Here is a 20,625-nt window from a genome sequence, read left to right as displayed (position 1 = left end):
CAGTTCATCACCATCCTGCACGATGGTGGGCAATCTAGCCTGTCTCGCCGGACCTGATGCGCGCCAGCAGGGCGTCAAGCGCGTCCCGTTCTTCGCGGCGGATATGGGCGCCGTTGGGGCCGGTTTCGTATTCGGCGCGGTCCTCGGTATGGCCCCGTTCGGCGCGATGGCGGGCCTCGGCGGCCTGACCGAGACGCCATGTGAGTTCTTCATCGGCGGCATCGCCCCATTCGCCAAGCTCCTCAAGCTCCCGCTTCTGTGCCCGGTGGGCGGCAAGCTTGCCCATCTCTTCGGCCAGGCAAGCGGCGGCGATGTCGTCGCCGTTCTCGCGCCGGACCGCGGGGGCGATCACCACATGGCGCGGCGCGAAGAGGTTTTCAAGGGCTTCCATCCCCACGGCGGCCGCGACGGCCGCCCGAATCTCGTCCCCCGACAATGTCGCGTGGCGCAAAAGCGCATCGCGGATGCGCGCGTGGTCGGGGCTGGACAGCTCCAGCCGCTCAAGATCGCCCTCAAACCGCATCAGGAGGCCCGGGCGCGTCAGCAGGCCGGCCAGGATCACCGCCTCGCGCAGCGACTCCTCGATCCCGCCCTGCCCGCTGGCCAGCAGGCTCGTTCGGGTCGCAGCCTCGGGCCCCTGCGGCGGGGCGAACTTGCCCCGCGGCTGCCAGGGCGTGCGGGCGCGGCCGGGACGCGGCGGGTTGAAAAGTTCGCGCCGCAAACGCCCGATCTCGTCGGCGTAATGGCGGCGCAGCGACCGGTCCTGGATCTTCTGCAGGGCGACGCGCAGATCGCGGTCCAGCGCGGCGCGCCGTTCCGGGCTGTCGAAGACCCGGCCCTCGGTTTCGCGCTGCCACAAAAGGCGCACCATCGGCAGGGCGGTGTCCAGCACCTTCTGCATCGCCCCCGCGCCGCCTGCGCGGATCAGGTCGTCTGGGTCCTGCCCCTCGGGCATGACCGCGAAGCGCAGGCTGCGTCCGGCCTCGAGCAGAGGCAGGGCAAGGTCGATGACCCGCATCGCCGCCCGCAGCCCCGCCGCGTCGCCGTCGAGCGCGATCACGGGTTCATCGTGAATGCGCCAGAGCAGCTGCAGTTGGCTTTCGGTGACCGCGGTGCCGAGCGGTGCGACCGTCGCGGCAAATCCCGCCTCGCTCAGCGCGATGACGTCCATGTAGCCTTCGGCGACGATCAGCTGACCCGCCTTGCCCGCCGCGGTGCGCGCGGGGCCGTGGTTGTAGAGGCTGCGGCCCTTGTCGAAAAGCTCGGTCTCGGGCGAATTGAGGTACTTGGCGCGGTCGTTGGGGTCCATCGCGCGGCCGCCGAAGGCGATGGGCGTGCCGCGCGCGTCGCGAATGGGAAAGATGATGCGGTTGCGGAACCGGTCATAGGGGCTGCCGCCGCGGTCGGACTTCGCCGCGAGGCCGGCGTCGATCAGCAGGTCGGCGGCGTGGCCCTTGGCCGTCAGCGCCGCGAACAGCCCACCGCGCGGCGGGGCAAAACCCAGCTCCCACCGGTCCTGCGCGTCTTCGGCCAGGCCGCGCCCGGCCAGGTAGCTGCGCGCCTCGGCCGCCTGGCCCGTGCGCAGTTGCAGGCGGAACCACTTCACCGCCTCCTCCATCACCTGCGCCAGCTGGGTGCGGCGGTCGGCCTTGCGCTGCGCCTGCGGGTCGCGGGCCGGGATCTGCATGCCGGCCTCGCGGGCCAGGATCTCGATCGCCTCCATGAAGCTGACGTTTTCGGTTTCGGTCACGAAGCCGATGGCGTCACCCTTCGCCTGGCAACCGAAGCAGTAGTAAAAGCCCTTCTTGTCGTCGACGTGGAAGCTGGCCGTCTTTTCGTTGTGGAACGGGCACGGCGCCCAGAAATCGCCCTTGCCCCGGTTCGACTTCCGCGGATCCCACGTGACCTTTCGGCCCACGACCTGCGCGAGGCTGGTGCGGCTGCGAAGCTCATCAAGGAAACCGGGGGGGAGACTCATGGGGTCTAATATCGGGCCGGTGGCGGGCGAAGTCTAGCGGACGCGCTGTGCGGCGCGACGTCAGTCGTGGCGGTCCCGTTCCGGGCCCGCGGTGCCTCCGGCGGGAGTATTTTCGAAGAGAAGAAGCCGGGGGACGGCGTGTTGATGGCCCGTGGGTCAGGTCCGGGCGTCAGGCCCGGGGGGAGAGGTCGAGGCGGATGCCGTCGCGGGCGCGGACGGTCAGGTGGGCCACCGGCACCGGCACCTGATCGGTGGGCGCGAGGTGCCAGCGGTTCAGAAGGCAGGCCAGGAGGATCGGGCCTTCGGCCATGGCGAAACCCGCGCCGGGGCAGACGCGGGGGCCGGAGGAGAACGGCATGTAAGCCTCGCGCAGGCAAGCGCGGCCGGTGTCGGTGGCGAAGCGGTCGGGGTCGAAGTCGTCGGGCGCCGGCCAGAGCCGTTCGTGGCGATGCAGGTGCCACGGGCTGAGCACGATCTGCGCCCCCTTCGGAACCGCCCGGCCGCGGAAGCTGTCGGTGGCGCCGGCCTCGCGCACCATCATCGGCACGGGGGGGTAGAGGCGCAGCGCCTCGCGGAACACGTCCCTGGTGAAGCGCAGGCGTTTCAGGGTCGAAAACTGCGGATCGGCCATGAAGGCGCGGGCCTCTTCGGCCGCGCGGACCTGGGCCCCGGGGTGCGTGGCCAGCAGGTAGAGCGTCCAGGCCAGGGCCGAGGCGGAGGTTTCGTGCCCCGCGAGGAAGAAGATAGCGACCTGATCGACCATGTCGTCGGTGTCGAAAGTTGCGCCGGTTTCGGGGTCGGCCGTGGTCATGATCTTGGTGGCCAGATCGTCGGGGGCGGTGCCGCGGGCGATCTCGGCGCCGCGTGCCTCGGTCAGATCGGTGATCAGGCGGCGGATGCGGCGCGCGGTGGCGCGGGTGCGGCGGGAGAACCCCCGCGGCACCCAGCGGGGCAGCGGCACGAAGGCGGCGATGTTCAAGATAGGCTGTTCGCGCTGGTAATCCCGGAACTCGGTAAAGACCCGGGCCGCGACCTGATCCTCGATCGGGATCGAGAAGAGCGTGCGGAAGATCACGTCGGCGGCGGCATGGCTGGACTGGGACTCGATCTCGGTCTCGCCGGGGCGCAGGCGGGCGGCGGCCGCCTGTCCCGCCGCCAGCATCGCCGGAAAGGTGTCGCGCAGGCGCCCGCCCTCGAAAGCCGGATCGATGATGCGCCGCTGCCGCGCCCAGGTCTCGCCATTGGTCAGGAAGACCGAGTTGCCCAGAAGCGGGCGCAGTCCCTCGCCCACGCGGGCCGACTTCGGGAATGCCATCGGACGTTCCTGCAACACGCGGCGCAGGAGCGTCGGGTCGTTGACGAGGAACGAGCGGAAGAACGGCGTGCGAAACTCGGCCATCCAGGCGCGATAGAGCTTCGCGGGCTGGGCCGAAAGGATGTCGCGCCGGAACAGCCGCATGTAACGCAGGAGCGAAACGCGCCCCTCGCGCGCGGGCGGTTTCGGCGGCCTCATGCCCCGGTGCCCGTCGAGACATGGGGCGAGGCCGCGATGGTGATCCGCGAGGCCGAGGGCGCGCGCCCGGCAAAGCGTGCGGCCAGAGTCGCCGGGCCCGCTGTGATCCGGAAATAGTCGTAGTCGCCGGGCCTGTCGAAGGCGCAGAGATACTGGAAATGCAGCCGGAAGAACCGCCAGCGCAGCCGGGCCCAGGTTTCGGGCAACAGCGTCTGGGTGAAGGCGGCCGAGATCACCAGCGGACCGCGCTGCCCTGCAGGCGCGACGCCCGAGACGGCAACCGGGTCGCAGAGCGCGAAGGCGCAGCCGTCGCCCGGGGCGGTGACGTCGAGCCACGCAACCTCGGACCTTTGCGAGAGATAGCGCAGATCGGCGCGCAGACGGTATGCTTCCGGCAGGAAGCTGACCATCGGTATCACCTGCCCCAGCGACAGAAACGCCAGCGCCGGTCCGCCCTCGGGCACCCGACCTGCGCGGATCAGATCCGCCAGCACCGACACCGCCAGATGCGCGCCCGAGGAATGGCCCACGACCAACACCTCGTCCGCGTCCGAGTTGAGCGCGGCGGCAATGGCATCGGCGAACCCAGACATCCGCGTCTCGAGCGCTGGGGGATTGGCGCCGCGGGACTGGGCGGAATAGGCGTAGTCGTGCATCAGGTAGTAGGCGAAGAACCGGCCGTCCTTGGCGCGGAACCACCGCAGCAGCCCGATCGCCGCCGCCACCCCCGACAGGACAGAGAGGATCAGACACGCCACCACGGCGCCCCGCCAGACGTCGGAGCTGGGATTGAGGACAGGGAACAGCAAGGTCTGCCCCCCCCAAACCAGCGCCACATGGACCATCCATCCAAGGCCGCAGGCCAGGGCGAGCTGGATCAGCAGCATGCCCACCGGATAGAGCGCGGCGATGATCGGCCCCTTGCGCAGCCACATCAGCCGCCGCAGTGCGCCCGACCGCAGGTAGACCCAGGCGGTGCGCAGCAGCTGCAGGTAGGTCGCGGCTATGCCCGTCTTCATCGACTGGCGCACGATGTCTGACCAGACCAGCACCTCGACCTCGGTCTCGGTCCGCGCGCCTTCGATCGTGGCGGTGACGCTCCAGCCGTAACGCGGGCCCTTGCGGGGGCGCAGCGCCAGATCATAGCCGGATATCGCCGCCTGTGCCGCGCCCTCCTTGCGGTAAAGCTCGCGGTACCGGCGGGGATGGATCGGGTCGTAGCCAGGAATGTAGAACACCCGCCGCCGCGCGACCTGCCGGGCCTCGGTCATCGCCTCTCCTCTTGCCTGCGGGGGGCACCTTGCCCTGCCGTCGGCTGGCAGGCTAGCGGGAAATGGCGGTCGAAGTCCGGCGATATCGCGGTGTCATCGCGCCGCGATCATGGCCGTCAGCCCAGCATCGCAAGCCCGGGGAACGTCTCGAGCAGCCAGAACGAAAAGGCCGAGAAGGCGCCTGTCACCAGCGCAAGGCCGACGAGGATCAGAAGCGCGCCCATCGCCTTTTCTATGAGCCCCAGGTAAGGTTTTACCCGGGCCATCACGCCCACTGCACGCTGAATGAAGATCGCCGCCAGAAGGAACGGGATGCCCAGCCCGGCCGCGTAGACCGCCAGCAGCGTGGTCCCCCGGGCGACGTTGGCCTCGGACGCGGCGAGCGACAGGATCGCGCCCAGCTGCGGCCCGATGCAGGGCGTCCAGCCGAAGGCGAATGCCAGCCCCAGAACATAGGCGCCAAAGGCCGAGCCGCCGCGGTCACCCGCATCAAGCCGCGCCTCGCGGTCTAGGATCGGGATCCGGAAGAGGCCGAGGAAGTGCAACCCGAACACGATCACCACCGCGCCCGAGATGCGGGCAAAGAGCACCTGGTTCTGCAGGAAGAACGCCCCGAAGGCCGAGGCGGTGAAGCCAAGGAACAGGAACACCGTCGACAGGCCCAGCACGAAGAACAGCGCAGCCAGCGTCGCCCGCCCGCGCCGACCTGTTCCGGCGGTGAGATCGGGCATGGTGATCCCGCTCATATACGCAAGATATGGCGGCACGATCGGCAGCACGCAGGGGCTGAGAAAAGACAGAAGCCCGGCCGCAAGCGCCACCAACATCGCGGGGATCAGCCCCGCATCCATGATCTCGATCCCGAACATGCGGTCTGTCTAGAACCAACGGCACCCGCCGTCACCCCGCATCCGCGCACGATTCCGTGGACAACCCCTCGCCTGCGCGCTATCGCCGCGGCCATGGATATCGACGAGGAACTCGACGCGACCGGGCTGCTCTGCCCCCTGCCCGTCCTGCGCGCGCGCAAGCGTCTGCTGGCCCTGTCCCCCGGTACCGTCCTGCGCCTGACGACCGACGACCCCGCCGCCGTGATCGACGTGCCGCATTTCTGTCGCGAGGCCGGGCATGTCCTTTTGGCGACTGAAGACGTGGACGCCGCACATCGCTTCGTGATCCGGCGCGGGCCTTAGCCGCGCGGGCGGCGCGGAGGTGCAGGGTGGGACCGCCGCGGGTGCGCTCACGATGCCCCCGGCAAGACATTAGTCATGAAAATGGAACCGGCAACCCACCCTGCCGTCGCAACTGATCCGGGCCACGGGTCGAAGACCATCCCCCGATCGGGGGAAAAGGGTTCCGCCAGGTCATCCTTCGGACTAATATGTGCACGTTGAGTGTTGTTCCCGATCCGGGCCGTCATGTCGCCTGAACTTTGTATCGCAGCCCGGGCCCTTGATGAGGTCAAGGATCTTGAAGAGCTCTGGCAGCTCTTCGAAACGCAGGTCGCGGCTCAGGGCTTTCCCTTCTTCACCTATCTTGCCCGCCACCGCGCGCATCCCGAAGCTTCCGCTCAGGTCACGGGGCGGGCAAATTTCCCGATCTACGCGTCCCAGCCGATGGAGCGCGATCCGCTTCTGACCAAGTGCACCGACAGCTACCGCGCCGTGCCCACGGGCAGCGCGTTTCTGGCCGAGTTGCCGCATCTCGACATCGGCGAAAGACAGATGATCCGCCATGCCGAAACCTTCGGATTTCGCAGCGGGATCGGCCTGCCGGTGCGGATCACGGGGGATCGGGCGGTCTTCAACCTTGGGACCGGGATGGATCGCGACACCTTCCTGTCCGAAGTCATGCCGCGCCGGCAGCAGCTGCACGTCTTCTGCATGCTGATGCAGCGGCGGTTGGACACCATGGGCGCCGCCGCGCCGCGACCGGGCCCGTCGGACCTGCTGGATCGCCTGTCGGGTCGTGAACACCAGGTTCTGGAGCTTCTGGCGCAGGGGTTGAGCCGCCCCGAGGTGGCGCACCGGCTCTGCGTGTCGGCGCATACCGTGGCCAGCCACGCCAAGGCTATCTATCGCAAGCTTGGCGTTCATACCCAGACCGGCGCGGTTCGCGCCTATCTGGAAACGGCTGGGGGCGGGCCCGTCAAAGGCCCGCCCCGCTGAAGTCGCTCGACCGGATATCTCAGGTCAGGCCCGTCTTCCCGGCTTAGATCCCCAGGGACCACCAGCCGCGTTTCTTTGGCTTCGGCGCCTCTTCGGAAGGCTCGGCCCGAGTCTCCGCGGGGGTCTCAGCCGCGGTCTCAGCCTCGGCCGGAACGGCCTCGGGCGTGCGGACGGGTTGCGGATCGGGCGTCTCGGCCGGGGTCGCGTCGACCGGCTGGGCAGGTGTCGCAGCCGCGCGCGTCGGAGCGGCGGGAGCCTTCTCCGGGACCGGAGCGGGTGTCGCCGCAGGTGCAGGCGCTTCCGCGACCGGCTGCTCGTCCGAGGCCGGCGCCGAGGCCTCGGCCCCGGTCTCGTGGCCCTTGGCCGTCGCGGCCTCGGCCTTCGCCGCCGCGGGCTCTTGCACCGGCGGCATCGCCTCGGGCGGAAGAGCGACGGGCTCGCTCATCTCGGCGGATTGCTCGGCCGTGGCGGGTTCGGCCACCTTCTTCGAGGACCGGCGCCGCGTGCGCTTCGGCTTCGGCGCGGGCTCGGCCGCCTCCGCAGCCTCGGGCTGGGTTTCGGCTGACTGGTCCGCCGCCTGGTCGGCCGGCGCTTCGGCGGATGCGTGCGCCGGGCTCTCCGTTTCCGCGGACGGTCCGGGCGTGGGGGCGCCGTTCGCCTCGGCTCCAGTCTCGTCAGACGTCTGCGCGTCCTCGCCAGTGCCGTTACCGTTCGACTTCTTCCGACGGCGCCGGCGGCGGCGCTTCTTGGGCTGCGGGCTGTCCTCGCCCTGCGTCTCCACCTCGGGGGTGTCCTGGGCGGGGGCATCCGCCTCGGCTTCGGCAGCGGCTTCGGCAGCCTGCGCCGCTTCGGCGGCTTCCGCGGCTTCCTCTTCCTCGATCTCGCGCATCAGCGAGGCATCGGCCGACACGACCGGCGCCGACTGCTCGACCACGCGGGTCGCTGTCTTGAACTTCTCGATCGAGAAGTCGGGCGAAATCAGGAGCGGATCGGCCTCGATCCGGACGGACAGACCATAGCGCGCCTCGACCTGCGCCACGCGGTCACGCTTCTGGTTGATGAGATAGTTGGAGATGGCCACCGGCGCCTTGACCAGAACCTCGCGCGAGCGGCCGCGCACGCCCTCTTCCTCGATGGCGCGCAGGATGCCCAGGGCCAGGTTGTCGTCCGACCGGATCAGGCCGGTGCCATGGCAATGCTGGCAAGGCTGCGTCGTCGCCTCCAGCATGCCGGGGCGCAGGCGCTGGCGCGACATCTCCATCAGGCCAAAGCCCGAGATGCGGCCAACCTGGATGCGAGCGCGGTCGGTCTTGAGCTTTTCCTTGAAGCGCTTCTCGACGGCGGCGTTGTTCTTGCGCTCTTCCATGTCGATGAAGTCGATCACGATCAGACCGGCAAGGTCGCGCAGGCGCAGCTGGCGCGCCACCTCTTCCGCGGCCTCGAGGTTGGTCTTGAGCGCCGTCTCCTCGATCGAGCCTTCCTTGGTGGCCCGGCCCGAGTTCACGTCGATCGCGACCAGCGCCTCGGTCACGCCGATGACGATGTAGCCGCCGGATTTCAGCTGAACCGTCGGGTTGAACATCGCGCTCAGGTAGCTTTCCACCTGGTAGCGCGCGAAGAGCGGCAGCTGATCCTGGTAGTGCTTCACGTTCTTGGCGTGGGACGGCATGATCATCTTCATGAAGTCCTTGGCCGTGCGATAGCCTTCGGGACCTTCAACAAAGACCTCGTCGATCTCGCGATTATAGAGGTCGCGGATCGAGCGTTTGATCAGGTCGCCCTCTTCGTAGATCTTGGCCGGCGCGATCGACCGCAGGGTCAGTTCGCGGATCTGCTCCCACATGCGCTGCAGGTATTCGTAGTCGCGCTTGATCTCGGTCCGGGTGCGCTGCGCGCCCGCGGTACGGATGATCAGGCCCGCGCCCTTGGGCACGTCGATGGCGCCCGCGATCTCCTTCAGCTTCTTTCGGTCGGCGGCGTTGGTGATCTTGCGGCTGATGCCACCGCCGCGCGCGGTGTTGGGCATAAGCACGCAGTACCGGCCGGCGAGGCTGAGATAGGTGGTCAGCGCCGCACCCTTGTTGCCGCGCTCTTCCTTGACGACCTGCACCAGAAGGATCTGGCGGACCTTCACCACTTCCTGGATCTTGTACTTGCGGGCGCGGGGGCGGCGCGGCTGGCGGATTTCCTCCTGCACGTCCTCGGTGGCGACGGATTCGATTTCGCCATCCGATTTCCGCGCGTCGCGGCCGCGATCCGACCGGTCCCCATCGTTGCTGCCGTCGTCTTCGCCGCGCTCGTCATCGCCGGCGTCGCGATCGACCGGGTCCTCGCCCTCGTCGTCGTCGGCCTCAAGGTCCACGACATCCATGCCGGGGATGCCGGCGATCACCTCGGCGGTACGGGCGCGCGCCATCTCGTCGTTTTCGTCGTCCGAGGCGCGGGTGACGCCGCTCTCCGAGGCCGCGCCATCCTGCGCGTCCGGTGCGGTCGCGACGGCATCGTCGCTCTTGGTCGACGCGGCCTTGCTGCGCGACCGGGTGCGGCGCTTGGGCTTTTCGTCCTCGTCATCCTCACGCGCGGCAAGCTCGGCTTCCTCGGCCAGAAGCGCCTCGCGGTCGGCGACGGGGATCTGGTAGTAGTCGGGGTGGATTTCCGAGAAGGCGAGAAAGCCGTGCCGGTTTCCGCCGTAGTCGACGAACGCCGCCTGCAGCGACGGTTCGACCCGCGTTACCTTGGCAAGGTAGATGTTGCCGGCCAGCTGCCGGCGGTTCTCGGATTCGAAATCGAATTCCTCGACCTTGTTTCCGTCGACCACGACAACGCGGGTTTCTTCCGCGTGCGTGGCGTCGATAAGCATTTTCTTGGGCATGTTATCCGTTTGCATGCACGACGGCCGTCCGGGCCTGGCGGCGCGGGACGGCGTGCGGCATGTCGATCAAGGGCGATAGCGCGCATACGGCGTGCCGGGCCCGTTTGGGCCCCGGTCCAGTCGCCGATAATCCTCGCGCTTTGCATCGCGGTTCTGCTCCGACGGCGGACCTGTTGCAGGTCCCGCCGCCCGTTCACGACCCGGCGCTCATCGTTGTGACGAGGGCGCACAGGGACATCTCACCGGTCCGAGGACCGTTCATTCGACTGTCGGGCCACCGGGCGAACACCTCGCCTCCGGCCTGACCTGACAGAAAACCTTGGCATCCCCGTCGCGCATCTTGGCGCGGCAAAGGACGTCCCCTCTACATAAGGGGGATTGGGGCTGCGTGACAATGACGAATTATCCCCAGCCCGAAATCGCCCGAACGCCCCACGGGGCCGGGCAAGCGCCGCGGTCGGGCAGCGAACGGCCCGGGCGGCGCAAGACGCAAGGCATCTTGCCCGCCCCGGTTCGGACGCGGCCGCAAGGTGGAGGCTCCTGCCGGTGCACGGTCCGCCTCCGCCTGGCCGATCACCCGCAGGGCGGCGCCCGCCTCGGCGGCGCGCCCGCCCTGCGACCGGGCTCAGCCCTTGCGCCGCGGCGGCTGGCCGCCGCCCGCCCCGCGGGGGCCGCCCGCGGGCTTGCCCGGCCGGGGGCCACGACCCGCGCTGTCGGGCTTGCCGCCGAAGGACCGGCCGCCCGGGGCCTTCGCGGCCCCCTTGCCCGCGCCTTTGCCCGCACCCTTGACCGCGCCGGCCTTGTGCGGCGGCACGAACCGCTTCGAGGTGTCCGAGGCCGCGGCCCCCGAGGGGCGCCGACCTGCGGGGGCGCCGTCGCCACGCCCCGGACGAGCGTCGTTGCCTGCAGCGGGCTTGCCAGCCCTGGGCTTGCCGTATTTCGGCTTGCCGTCAGAGGTCTCGCCTGCCGCCCGCGGACCGCGGTCAGGTCGCCCCCCCTTGCCCGGCGCGCCGCCGGGGCCGTCGCGCCGATGCTCCTTGGGCGCGCCCTTGTCGCGGAAGGACGGCTTGCCGCCGCCTTCCTTGCGGGGTGCGCCGCCGTACTTGGCGCCGCCTTGGCTGTCCTTGCCCTTGCGGGGCTTGGACCACGCGGTCACGGCACCTTCGGGATCCTGCCGTTCGCGCGGCGCCTCGGCGTCGCGCGGGGGACGACTGTCGCGCGGGGCACGGGCCGGACGGTCCGAGGTCTCCGCACTCTCGGCACGGGGCGCGGGCGCAGCCCGACCCCCGGTGTCGCCCCGATCCCCCGCGCCGGCCCCGGCCGGACGCGAAACCTCGGACCGGTCGGGACCGGCAGGGTCGAACTTGCGATCGGGTCGCGGACCGGCAGGCTTGCGGTCCGGGCGCGGCCCGCCGGACGCGCGCGGCGGGCGCTCGGTGTCGGGAGGACCGTCAAGCCGCCGCACCGCGACGCCCTCTTCCAGCTGGCCGCCGGGCCCCAGCGAGGTCAGGAAACGCTCGACACTCGCCTCGGTCAGCTCGACGAAGGTTTCGGTGTCCTGCACGCGGATCGCGCCGATCGCGGTCTTGTCCAGACCGCCGGCGCGGCAAAGCAGCGGCAGGATCCAGCGCGGCTCGGCCCGCTGGTCGCGGCCGACCGACAGCGCGACCCAGACGCTGGGACCGAAGGGCGCGCGCTCCTTCGCCGGGGCCCGCGCGTCGGGGGCGCCCAGATCCTCGGGCGCGGAGTGCTTGGTGCGGTAGAGCCGCAGATAGGCCGCGGCAATGCGCTCGGGCGATTGCTGCGCCACCAGGCGTTCGGAGAACTCGGCCTCGGCCTCGGTGATCTCGTCAGACCACACGGGATCGGCCAGCAGACGCTCTTCGTCGCGGCGCAGGATCTCGTCCGCGCCGGGCGCGGTGGTCCATTCGGCCGTGACGCGCGCCGTCTTCAGCAGACGCTCGGCCCGCTTGGTGGCCTTGGGCGGCACGATCAGGGCGGACGTGCCCTTGCGCCCTGCCCGGCCCGTCCGACCGGAGCGGTGCAGCAGCCCCTCGGCGTTCGACGGCAGCTCGGCGTGGATCACCAGTTCGAGGTTCGGCAGATCGATCCCGCGCGCCGCCACGTCGGTGGCCACGCAGACCCGGGCACGCCCGTCGCGCATCGCTTGCAGCGCATGGCTGCGTTCGGTCTGGCTAAGCTCACCCGACAGGCTGACGACGGCAAACCCGCGGTTGGCAAAGCGCGCGGTTAGCCGGTTCACCGTGGCGCGGGTATTGGCGAAGACGATGGCATTCTGCGCCTCGTGGTAGCGCAGCACGTTGATGATCGCGTTCTCGGCATCCTGCTGGGCGACCCGCAGCGCCTGATAGGCGATGTCGGCGTGCTGGCTGCGCTCGGACAGCGTGGTCACCCGCACCGCATCGCGTTGGTAGTTCTGCGCCAGCGTCGCGATCATCGGCGGCACGGTGGCCGAAAACAGCAGCGTGCGCCGGTCTTCGGGCGCCTCGCCCAGCATGAACTCGAGATCCTCGCGGAAGCCCAGATCAAGCATCTCGTCGGCCTCGTCCAGCACCACGGCGCGCAGGCCGGTCATGTCGAGCGATCCGCGCTGGATGTGGTCGCGCAACCGCCCCGGCGTGCCCACGACGATATGCGCACCACGGTCGAGGGCGCGGCGTTCGTCGCGCATGTCCATGCCGCCCACGCAGGAAACGACGCGCGCCCCCGCCTTGGCATAAAGCCAGCCCAGTTCGCGACTGACCTGGAACGCCAGTTCGCGCGTCGGCGCGACGATCAGCGCAAGGGGAATGCCGGCCTCGCCCAGGACCTCGGCATCCCCGAGAAGCGTGCGCCCGATGGCAAGGCCGAAGCCCACGGTCTTGCCCGACCCGGTCTGCGCGGACACCAGCAGGTCGGCCTCGGCAAGGCCGGGGTCGGTCACGGCCTCCTGCACGGGGGTCAACGTGTCGTAGCCGCGCTCGGAGAGCGCATCGGAAAGGGTCTGGATCATGAGGAGGCCGATCTGCGTGGGGTCCGCGCCGATGCGCGGAACGGTCTGCCGAAACGGCAGGTGAAAAACGGTCGTCTACCGCGAACCGCGGGCGCTGTATACCAGGGAAATCCGGGGGACAGCCATGCGCCACGTCGCGCCCCCGATGAACCGGGGACGCGGGGCATGGCAAAGGGCCCAGTCGGTCAGAGGTAATCCGACCGCTGCAGCCCGTACTTGGCCATCTTCTCGTTCAGGGTGCGGCGCGGCAGGCAAAGCTCTTCCATCACCCCCACGATCGATCCCTTGTGGCGGCGCATCGTGTTGTCGATCAGCATCCTCTCGAACGCCTCGACGTATTCCTTGAGCGGCTTGCCCTCGGTCGTCATGCCGGGATCGACATCATCCGCGTCGGTCATCAGCAGCGACGAGATGGTGCCCGAGCCGCGGCGGCTTTGCAGCACCGCGCGTTCGGCCACGTTGACGAGCTGTCGGATATTGCCGGGCCACGGCGCCTGCAGAAGCTGTGCCGCCTCCTGCGCGCTGACCTCGGGCGCGTCGGTGCCGTACTCCTCGGCATATTGTTCGGCGAAGCGGTTGAAGAGCTGCAGGATATCCTCGCCCCGCGCGCGCAGCGGCGGCAGGGTGATCTTCATCGCCGCGAGCCGGTAGTACAGGTCGGGACGCAGCGCATCCTCGCAGGTGCGGCCGGCCTGGCTGAAATTCGAGATCGCGACGATCCGCGTCTCGGGCGGCTCGCCCTGCGCGTTGATCCATTCGAGCAGCCGCGACTGCAACGCGACAGGCAGCGCATCGATGTCTTCCAGCACCAGCGTGCCGCCGCGCGCCTCTTCGATCAGCGGCAGCGCGTCGCCCGGTTCCACCGGGCCGAAAAGCCGCCGCGCCAGCGCCTCTTCGTCGCGGCCCGTGCAGGAGGCGATGACGAACTTGCGCCCCGCCTTCGCGCCCACGGCATGCAGGGCGTGCGCTGTCAACGTCTTGCCAGTGCCGGTTTCGCCGTCGATCAGGACATGCCCCTCGGCCTGTCCGAGGTCGAGGATATCCTCGCGCAGCCGCTCCATCACCGGGCTGGCGCCGACGAGCTTCTTCATCAGGCCGGTCCCGTCGGACAATTCGCGGCGCAGGGCGCGGTTGTCCAGCGTCAGGCGTCGGGTGTTGCAGGCCTTCTTGGCCAGCTCGGTCATCCGGTCGGGGTTGAACGGCTTTTCGAGGAAATCGAAGGCGCCGATCCGCATCGCCTCGACCGCCATCGGCACGTCGCCATGACCTGTGATCATGATCACGGGCAGCGCGGAATCGACGCTCATCACCCGTTTGAGAAAGGTCATGCCGTCCATCCCGGGCATCTTGATGTCACTGACGACGATCCCGGGAAAGTCGGGACCGATCACTGTCAGCGCCTCTTCGGCCGAGCCATAGGCGGCGGTTTCGAACCCCGACAGTGCCAGCCACTGGCTGATCGACTGCCGCATGTCCTGCTCATCATCTACGATCACGATCTTCATGGCCTGAGCCATAGAGGTATCCTTATTCGGCTGCGGTTCGCTGCGCACCGTCAAGCGGCAGCTGCATTTCGAAAACGGCGCCACGCCCCAGCGCGTTCCGCGCCGTGAGACGTCCGCCCAGGTCGGCAACGATCCCGGACGAGATCGCGAGACCGAGGCCGACCCCGTCGCCGGGCGCCTTGGTCGTATAGAACGGCTCGAACAGACTTTCGAGATCCTCGATGCCGGTCCCATTGTCGCGGACCGTCAGCGTCGCGGCGGTTTCGCCGGCCAGCAGGAAAATCTCGATCTCCGGGCGCGGCTCGTCCTTGGTGGCGTCGAAGGCGTTGCGCAGCAGGTTGATGATCACCTGTTCCACGCGCACCTTGTCGGCCCGAACCATCAGGGGCATCTTCGGCAGCGTTTTTGATACGGCCACGTCGCGCCCCTTCAGCTGCGGCTCCATCATCGCCAGTGCCGACGACACGCAGGCCCGAAGATCCAGCCGCTCGAACGCGTCACCGCCCTTGCGGGCATAGGATTTCAGCTGCCTCGTGATGGTGCCCATGCGGTCGATCAGGTCGTCGATCCGCTGGAACGACGACAGCGCCTCTTCGGGCCGCTTGCGCTGCAGCAGCAGCTTGGCCCCCGCCAGGTAGGTCTTCATCGCGGCCAGCGGCTGGTTCAGCTCGTGGCTGACGGCGGCGGACATCTCGCCCAGGGCAGCCAGCTTCGAGGTCTGCTCGACCGTCTGTTCGGCCACCTGCAGGCTTTTCTCGGCCTTCTCGCGCTCGGCGATTTCGCGCTGCAGCGCGACGTTCAGCTGCCGCAGTTCGGCGGTTTCGCGCTGGAAGAAGATCGACCGCGCCAACGCCTTGCGGGTGACAAGGTAGAACCCCCCGGCAAGGAGCAGGGCGAAGGCCATGATTTCCAACGCCAGCACGCCGTTCACTTTTTCGCGCACGCTGGCATAGGTGGTGAAACTGGTCATCCGCCAGCCCTGGAAGGCGATCCGCGCCTCCTGCCGCATCACCGCCTCGCCCAGAAGGTAGGCGTCGGGCGGCAGCGCGGTCCAGTCCGCGGTGGCCTGCAGTGCCCGCTGGATCGCGTTCGGCGCCGAGCGGACGGCCAGCGCCTCGGTCTCGGTGCGGCCACGCCAGCGGCTTTCGGTCGACAGGATGATCTGGCCTTCGGAGTTGGTCACGAAGACCGCGTCCGAGAACCCGCCCCAGCTATCCTCGAACTGGCGCAGGTCGACGGCGACGACGATCACCCCCAGAAGCTCGCCCCCCGCCGTGATCTTGCGCGAATAGTAGAAGGCGAAGGCGCCGCTTTCCTGCCGGACGGTCGAAAACACGGTGTCGTTCGACCGCATCGCCTCGACAAAGAACGCCTCGGTCCGATGGGTGGCCCCCAGCCGCGCGCGGTCAGTCGCGGCGACGGTGCGCCCGTCGCGGTCGATCAGCATCAGCGAGGCGGCGCCGATCTCGTCGAGGTAAGAGATCAGCCGCTGCGAGGTCTGCGCGTACTCGGCCGAGTTCAGGGCCCCGATCAGCGCGGGATCGCGCGACAACAGCAGCGGCACGATCGAGGCGCGCTGCAGCTCGCTCATCAGGTTGCCGGAATAGAGCGCCAGCCGCACCTGCGCGCGGTTGCGCGTGTTCTCGGTAAAGCGTTCGGTCAGAAGCTGGTTGGTGACCCAGACGACGGCGATGGCGATGGTGACAAGCAGCACGAACGCGGCGCGCACGCGCCACGCCCGCACCGGTGCGCGGTCGCCGCTGTCCTCGGTCTCATCGTCGCTCATGACCCGAGCCTAGGCCGGGCGCCCATCCCGCTCAAGCCTCCGCGAGAACGCCGGTCACCGCGCGGAACAGCGCCGCGCCATCGGTGCCGCCCTGCGCCGGATCGGCCGCGCGTTCGGGGTGCGGCATCATTCCCAGGATGCGACGGTTGTCGGACAGGATGCCCGCCACGTCGCCCTCGGACCCGTTGGGGTTGGTGACATAGCGGAAGGCCACGCGATCCTCGCCCGTCAGACGCTCCAGCCCGCCGGGGCCGGCGGTATAGTTGCCGTCGTGGTGGGCGATCGGAAAGCTGACCTTTTCGCCGGCGCGCCAGCCCGAGGTAAAGGCGCTGTCGGCGGTGCCGACCCGCAGGGTCACCGACCGGCAGATGTAGCGCAGGTCGCGGTTGCGCATCAGCGTGCCCGGCAGCAGGCCGGTTTCGCACAGGATCTGGAAGCCGTTGCAGACGCCGAAGACATAGCCGCCGCGTTCGGCATGGTCGCGCAGCGCGGCGATCACCGGCGACCGCGCGGCGATGGCGCCCGCGCGAAGGTAGTCGCCGTAGGAGAACCCGCCCGGCACGGCGACAAGGTCGGTGCCCTCGGGCAGCGACGTCTCCTTGTGCCAGACCATAGCGACCTCGGCCCCCGCGGCGGTCAGCGCCACCGCAAGGTCGCGGTCGCAGTTCGAGCCCGGGAATACCAGAACCGCCGCTTTCATCGCACACCCTCGTCTTGTCTTGCGGGGCCCCTGCCGTGCGCCCGCCCGATGCATCCTGTCGCCCGGCCCCGGTCCACCCGGCCCGGCCATGGCGTCGCCGCCAAGCACGGGCCCGGACGCGGCCCGGTCAGGCCCGTTCGATCCGGTAGTCCTCGATCACCGTGTTGGCGAGCAGCTTTTCGCACATCTGGGCCGCCTGCGCCTCGGCCGCAGCCGGGTCGGTTTCGTCCAGGTCCAGCTCGATCACCTTGCCCTGGCGGACGTCGTCCACGCCGGGAAATCCCAGCGACCCCAGGGCGTGGCGCACGGCCGCCCCCTGCGGGTCGAGCACCCCGGTTTTCAGCATGATCGTGACGCGCAGCTTCATCGGCCTGTCCGTTTTCTGGTGGTCACCGGCCTGAACCGGGGACCCTTTCAATTGATCAGCGTGGGCTTCGTCGCATGGGTCACGTTCGAGGGCAACACGCCCAGCCGCCGCGCGACTTCGGTATAGGCGTCCGACAGCGACCCAAGGTCGCGGCGGAACACGTCCTTGTCCAGCTTCTGGCCCGTCTCCATGTCCCAAAGCCGGCAGGAATCGGGGCTGATCTCGTCGGCGACGATGAGGCGGGGGAAATCGTTCTCCCACACCCGGCCGATCTCGATCTTGAAGTCGATGAGCTTGATGCCCACGCCCAGCATTACGCCCGACATGAAGTCGTTCACGCGCAGCGCCAGCGCCACCATGTCGTCGAGATCCTGCTGGCTGGCCCAGCCGAAGGCGATAATATGCTCCTCGGAGACCAGCGGGTCGCCCAGCTTGTCGTCCTTGAGGCAGAACTCGATGATCGGGCGCGGCAGCGCCGTGCCCTCGGTCAGCCCCAGCCGGGTCGAGATCGAGCCGGCCGCAAAGTTGCGCACGACGACTTCGAGCGGGATGATCTCGACCGAGCGGATCAGTTGCTCGCGCATGTTGATGCGGCGGATGAAGTGGGTGGGAACCCCGATCTGGGCCAGCCCCTTCATGAAGAATTCGCTCAGCCGGTTGTTGAGCACACCTTTGCCTTCGACGGTCGCCTTCTTCTGTGCGTTGAAGGCGGTGGCGTCGTCCTTGAAGTACTGGACAAGCGTGCCTGGCTCCGGACCCTCGTAAAGGATCTTGGCTTTGCCTTCGTAGATTTTCTTGCGACGTGCCATGCAATCTCCAACAGCGATGCGCGCGGGGCCCCCATGGGCGCCGCGCGGCCTGGATGCGCGCGTCTATAGGCCCTTTGCGCCGTCTCGGCAAGAAACCTCGCAGCAGGCGGGTGCGCGATGGGCGCGGTCGGGGCGCGCCCGGCCTTGCCGCGGGGGCCTTGCGCGCCATTTCGCTGTGAAAACGACGCCCGGGCGCCGCCGCCCGCCCCTGCCGGAGGACCGACCATGACCACGTTCGACGACCGCGAGCGCGCGTTCGAAAACCGCTATGCCCACGATGCCGAGCTTGCCTTTCGCGCCGCCGCCCGCCGCAACCGGCTTCTGGGCGCATGGGCCGCGGACCTTCTTGGCCTCTCGGGCGAAGAGGCGACCGCCTACGAGATCGAGGTTCTGCGCGCTGATCTGGCCGAGGCGGGGGACGAGGACGTCTACGCCAAGCTCGCCACCGACCTGGGCGACCGGGCCGACGAGGCGACGATCCGCGCCAAGATGGCCGAGTGCAGCGCCAAGGCCAAGGCAGAGACCGCGCCCGACGCCTGATCATCCTGCGCGGCGGGGCGCGCCCCCCCCGGGGGGTACGCAGATGATACCGCCGGCTTTCCGCGGCCTCTGTCCCTGCGCCGTTAAGAGGATCTAGATTTCGGCCCTCTACCAATTCCGTCGCGACGCAGACGGGGATCGGGGATGAAATCAGCTTCTGGAATGGCGACCCCGGGGGCGGGGCGCGCGACGGGATCATGGGTAAAGGCCGCGGTGTCGCTGGGACTCATGCTGCTTTGCCTGGCCGCGATATGGCACCTGCACAGGCCCGATCCGGCCCGGCTCGCCGCCGCGGTGGCCGAAACATCGCTCGGCCAGTGGGTTCTGGCGGCGTTTGCCACCCGTGTCAGCTTTGCCGCCATCGCAGGGTATGACGTCACCCTGCATCGCTGGCTGGGAACCGGCGTCGGCCCCCGGGCGGCCGCACGCTCGGGCGCCGCGGCGATCGCGATATCTCAGGCGGCGGGCTTCGGGCTGGTGACCGGGACGCTGGTGCGGTGGCGCTGCCTGCCCCGGCTGTCGCTGCGGCGTACCGCCGCCGTGACCGTTGCGGTCAGCCTGTCCTTCTTGTCGGTCTGGGCCGTTTTGACCGGGGCTCTCCTTGCCCTCTGGGCCCCCTTGCCCGCCGCGCTCCGGATCGCCGCCGCCGTTTTCGCGCTGGCGGCCGTCGCGGCCGTCCTCGCCGCCGCGACGACGCGGGAAGTCGGCCTGGGCCGGTATCTTCCCAGCCTGAGGGCGATGGGCGCCGCGGCCACCCTGGTCACGCTCGATGTCCTGACCGCCGGCTTCGCCCTCGCCGTCTTCTGCCCGCCCGAGGTCGCACTCGGGCCCATCCTGGCCGCCTATGCCGTGGCGTTGGGGGCCGGGCTTCTGGTGTCGACCCCGGGCGGCATAGGCGGGTTCGAACTGGTCCTGCTGGCGATGCTGCCCGCCGCCGGGGCCGAGCCCATGCTGGCCGCGGCCCTGTGCTTCCGCCTCGTCTACCACGCGGGCCCGGCGGCCCTCGCAGGCCTCGCGCTGCTGGGCGCGCCGTGGCTCTTTCGCGACCGAAGGCGACCCGGGCCAGACCTCTTGCCCGGCGACGGCCCCGAGGCGCGCCGCGCCCTGCCCACCGCCAGCCGGGCCGAGGCGGCGCTGTCCACGCAGGCCGGCGGCGGGATCCTGAAAACCGAGCGGGGTGCGACCGCCACGACGATCCGCACACGCCAGGCGCGGGTGCTGCTGGGCGATCCGCACGATCCGGCGCAGACAGACGCGCTTCTCGAGGCTGTGATCGCCGTCGCCCGCCGCGAGGCGCGCATCGCCGCCGCCTACAAGCTTGGCCCGCGTGCCGCCGCCCGCGCCCGCCGCCGCGGCTGGCATGTCCTCGCGGTGTCACAGGAAGCCTGGATCACCCCGCGCGACCACCGGCCGGGGCGGCAACTGCGCCGCAAGCTGCGGCGCGCCGCGGCCGCGGGGGTTCGCGTCGGCCCCGCCCCGACCGCACCACCATGGGACGACATGGGCCGCATTGCCGCCGACTGGGCGCGGCGCACCGGCGGCGAACGCGGCCTGTCGATGGGCCGGTTCGATCCGGCCTACATGGCCCGGCAGCACATCTTCCTCGCCTGGTGGAACGGCGGCCTCGTGGGCTTCCTCAGCCTGCATCGCGGCAGCACCGAACGCACGGTCGACCTGATGCGCCTCTCTGCAGACGCCCCCGACGGCACCATGCACGCCCTCGTGGCCGCCGCGATCGCGCAGGCGGACGCCGATGGCATCGCGCGCCTGTCGCTGGCGTCGGCCCCGCTCGACCACCCCGCTGCCGCCACGCCGATTGCCCGGGCCGTGGTGCGGATCACCGCCCATCCCGGGCTGCGCCGGTTCAAGTCCGCCTTCGCCCCCCGCTGGGAAGCGCGATACCTGGCGGCGCCGGGCCGGCTTGCGTTGCTGATCGCGGCGGCAGATCTTGCACGTGCGATCGCAGCGCCGCCGCCCCTGCCCGCACGCGTGCCGCGCCCTGCCACCTCGTCTCATGAAAATGATGACGGATCCGCATTTGCGCCCAAGGGTCAAGCGTGGCAAGAGGCCCCCGAATGTTCCGGCGCATCCCGCGCCGCCTGA

The 20,625-nt window shown here is 69.6% G+C and carries 15 protein-coding genes; 4 read left to right on the top strand and 11 right to left on the bottom strand.

The features are described 5' to 3' along the window. Positions 1-34: 34 nt before the first annotated feature. The 4 genes from dnaG to EKE94_RS02090 all read right to left on the bottom strand — a co-directional run bounded on the left by dnaG (position 35) and on the right by EKE94_RS02090 (position 5,631). Complete coding sequence (gene dnaG, locus EKE94_RS02105) at positions 35-1,978, bottom strand: DNA primase (RefSeq protein WP_127904941.1); 1,944 nt, start codon at positions 1,976-1,978, stop codon at positions 35-37. A 169-nt stretch (positions 1,979-2,147) separates the two neighbouring features. After that, on the bottom strand, positions 2,148-3,491 hold the full coding sequence (locus EKE94_RS02100) for a cytochrome P450 (protein WP_127904940.1): 1,344 nt from the start codon (positions 3,489-3,491) through the stop codon (positions 2,148-2,150). Then, on the bottom strand, positions 3,488-4,762 hold the full coding sequence (locus tag EKE94_RS02095) for a hypothetical protein (RefSeq protein WP_127904939.1): 1,275 nt from the start codon (positions 4,760-4,762) through the stop codon (positions 3,488-3,490). The genes EKE94_RS02100 and EKE94_RS02095 overlap by 4 nt, the downstream gene beginning before the upstream one ends. 116 nt (positions 4,763-4,878) lie before the next feature. Next, positions 4,879-5,631 (bottom strand): cytochrome c biogenesis CcdA family protein, encoded by a 753-nt coding sequence (locus tag EKE94_RS02090; RefSeq protein WP_127904938.1) that lies wholly within the window; start codon positions 5,629-5,631, stop codon positions 4,879-4,881. 93 nt (positions 5,632-5,724) lie between these two features. Between EKE94_RS02090 and EKE94_RS02085 the strand changes: the two genes are divergently transcribed. Then, entirely contained in the window at positions 5,725-5,955 is a 231-nt protein-coding gene (locus EKE94_RS02085; RefSeq protein WP_127904937.1) for a sulfurtransferase TusA family protein, read from the top strand. Positions 5,956-6,180: 225 nt separating this feature from the next. Then, positions 6,181-6,930: a helix-turn-helix transcriptional regulator gene (locus EKE94_RS02080; protein ID WP_127904936.1), complete on the top strand. Its 750-nt coding sequence runs from the start codon at positions 6,181-6,183 to the stop codon at positions 6,928-6,930. A gap of 43 nt (positions 6,931-6,973) precedes the next feature. Here the strand turns inward: EKE94_RS02080 and EKE94_RS02075 are convergent, their stop codons facing one another. The 7 genes from EKE94_RS02075 to purC all read right to left on the bottom strand — a co-directional run bounded on the left by EKE94_RS02075 (position 6,974) and on the right by purC (position 17,982). Continuing rightward, the gene (locus EKE94_RS02075; RefSeq protein ID WP_127904935.1) at positions 6,974-9,802 is read right to left on the bottom strand and encodes a ribonuclease E/G; all 2,829 of its coding nucleotides are present in this window, start codon (positions 9,800-9,802) and stop codon (positions 6,974-6,976) included. Positions 9,803-10,427: 625 nt separating this feature from the next. Continuing rightward, entirely contained in the window at positions 10,428-12,815 is a 2,388-nt protein-coding gene (locus tag EKE94_RS02070) for a DEAD/DEAH box helicase (RefSeq protein WP_127904934.1), read from the bottom strand. A gap of 185 nt (positions 12,816-13,000) precedes the next feature. Further along, positions 13,001-14,332: a sigma-54-dependent transcriptional regulator gene (locus EKE94_RS02065; RefSeq protein ID WP_127904933.1), complete on the bottom strand. Its 1,332-nt coding sequence runs from the start codon at positions 14,330-14,332 to the stop codon at positions 13,001-13,003. Between the two features lie 10 nt (positions 14,333-14,342). Beyond that, entirely contained in the window at positions 14,343-16,106 is a 1,764-nt protein-coding gene (locus EKE94_RS02060) for a sensor histidine kinase (protein ID WP_127904932.1), read from the bottom strand. A 31-nt stretch (positions 16,107-16,137) separates the two neighbouring features. Beyond that, entirely contained in the window at positions 16,138-16,806 is a 669-nt protein-coding gene (purQ, locus tag EKE94_RS02055) for a phosphoribosylformylglycinamidine synthase subunit PurQ (protein WP_127904931.1), read from the bottom strand. Positions 16,807-16,933: 127 nt separating this feature from the next. Next, complete coding sequence (gene purS / locus EKE94_RS02050) at positions 16,934-17,173, bottom strand: phosphoribosylformylglycinamidine synthase subunit PurS (RefSeq protein WP_127904930.1); 240 nt, start codon at positions 17,171-17,173, stop codon at positions 16,934-16,936. A 47-nt stretch (positions 17,174-17,220) separates the two neighbouring features. Then, on the bottom strand, positions 17,221-17,982 hold the full coding sequence (gene purC, locus EKE94_RS02045) for a phosphoribosylaminoimidazolesuccinocarboxamide synthase (protein ID WP_127904929.1): 762 nt from the start codon (positions 17,980-17,982) through the stop codon (positions 17,221-17,223). Positions 17,983-18,207: 225 nt separating this feature from the next. On the opposite strand from purC, the gene EKE94_RS02040 reads away from it, so the two are divergent. After that, positions 18,208-18,522 carry a DUF1476 domain-containing protein gene (locus EKE94_RS02040; RefSeq protein WP_127904928.1) on the top strand — a complete coding sequence of 105 codons (315 nt, stop codon included), beginning with the start codon at positions 18,208-18,210 and terminating at the stop codon, positions 18,520-18,522. Between the two features lie 144 nt (positions 18,523-18,666). Further along, positions 18,667-20,625 (top strand): phosphatidylglycerol lysyltransferase domain-containing protein, encoded by a 1,959-nt coding sequence (locus tag EKE94_RS02035; RefSeq protein WP_127904927.1) that lies wholly within the window; start codon positions 18,667-18,669, stop codon positions 20,623-20,625.

This window comes from Mesobaculum littorinae, assembly GCF_004011175.1.
GTDB lineage: Bacteria > Pseudomonadota > Alphaproteobacteria > Rhodobacterales > Rhodobacteraceae > Tranquillimonas > Tranquillimonas littorinae.
Note: the sequence above shows the minus strand (reverse complement) of the source record. Positions and strands in the feature narration are given on the sequence as shown.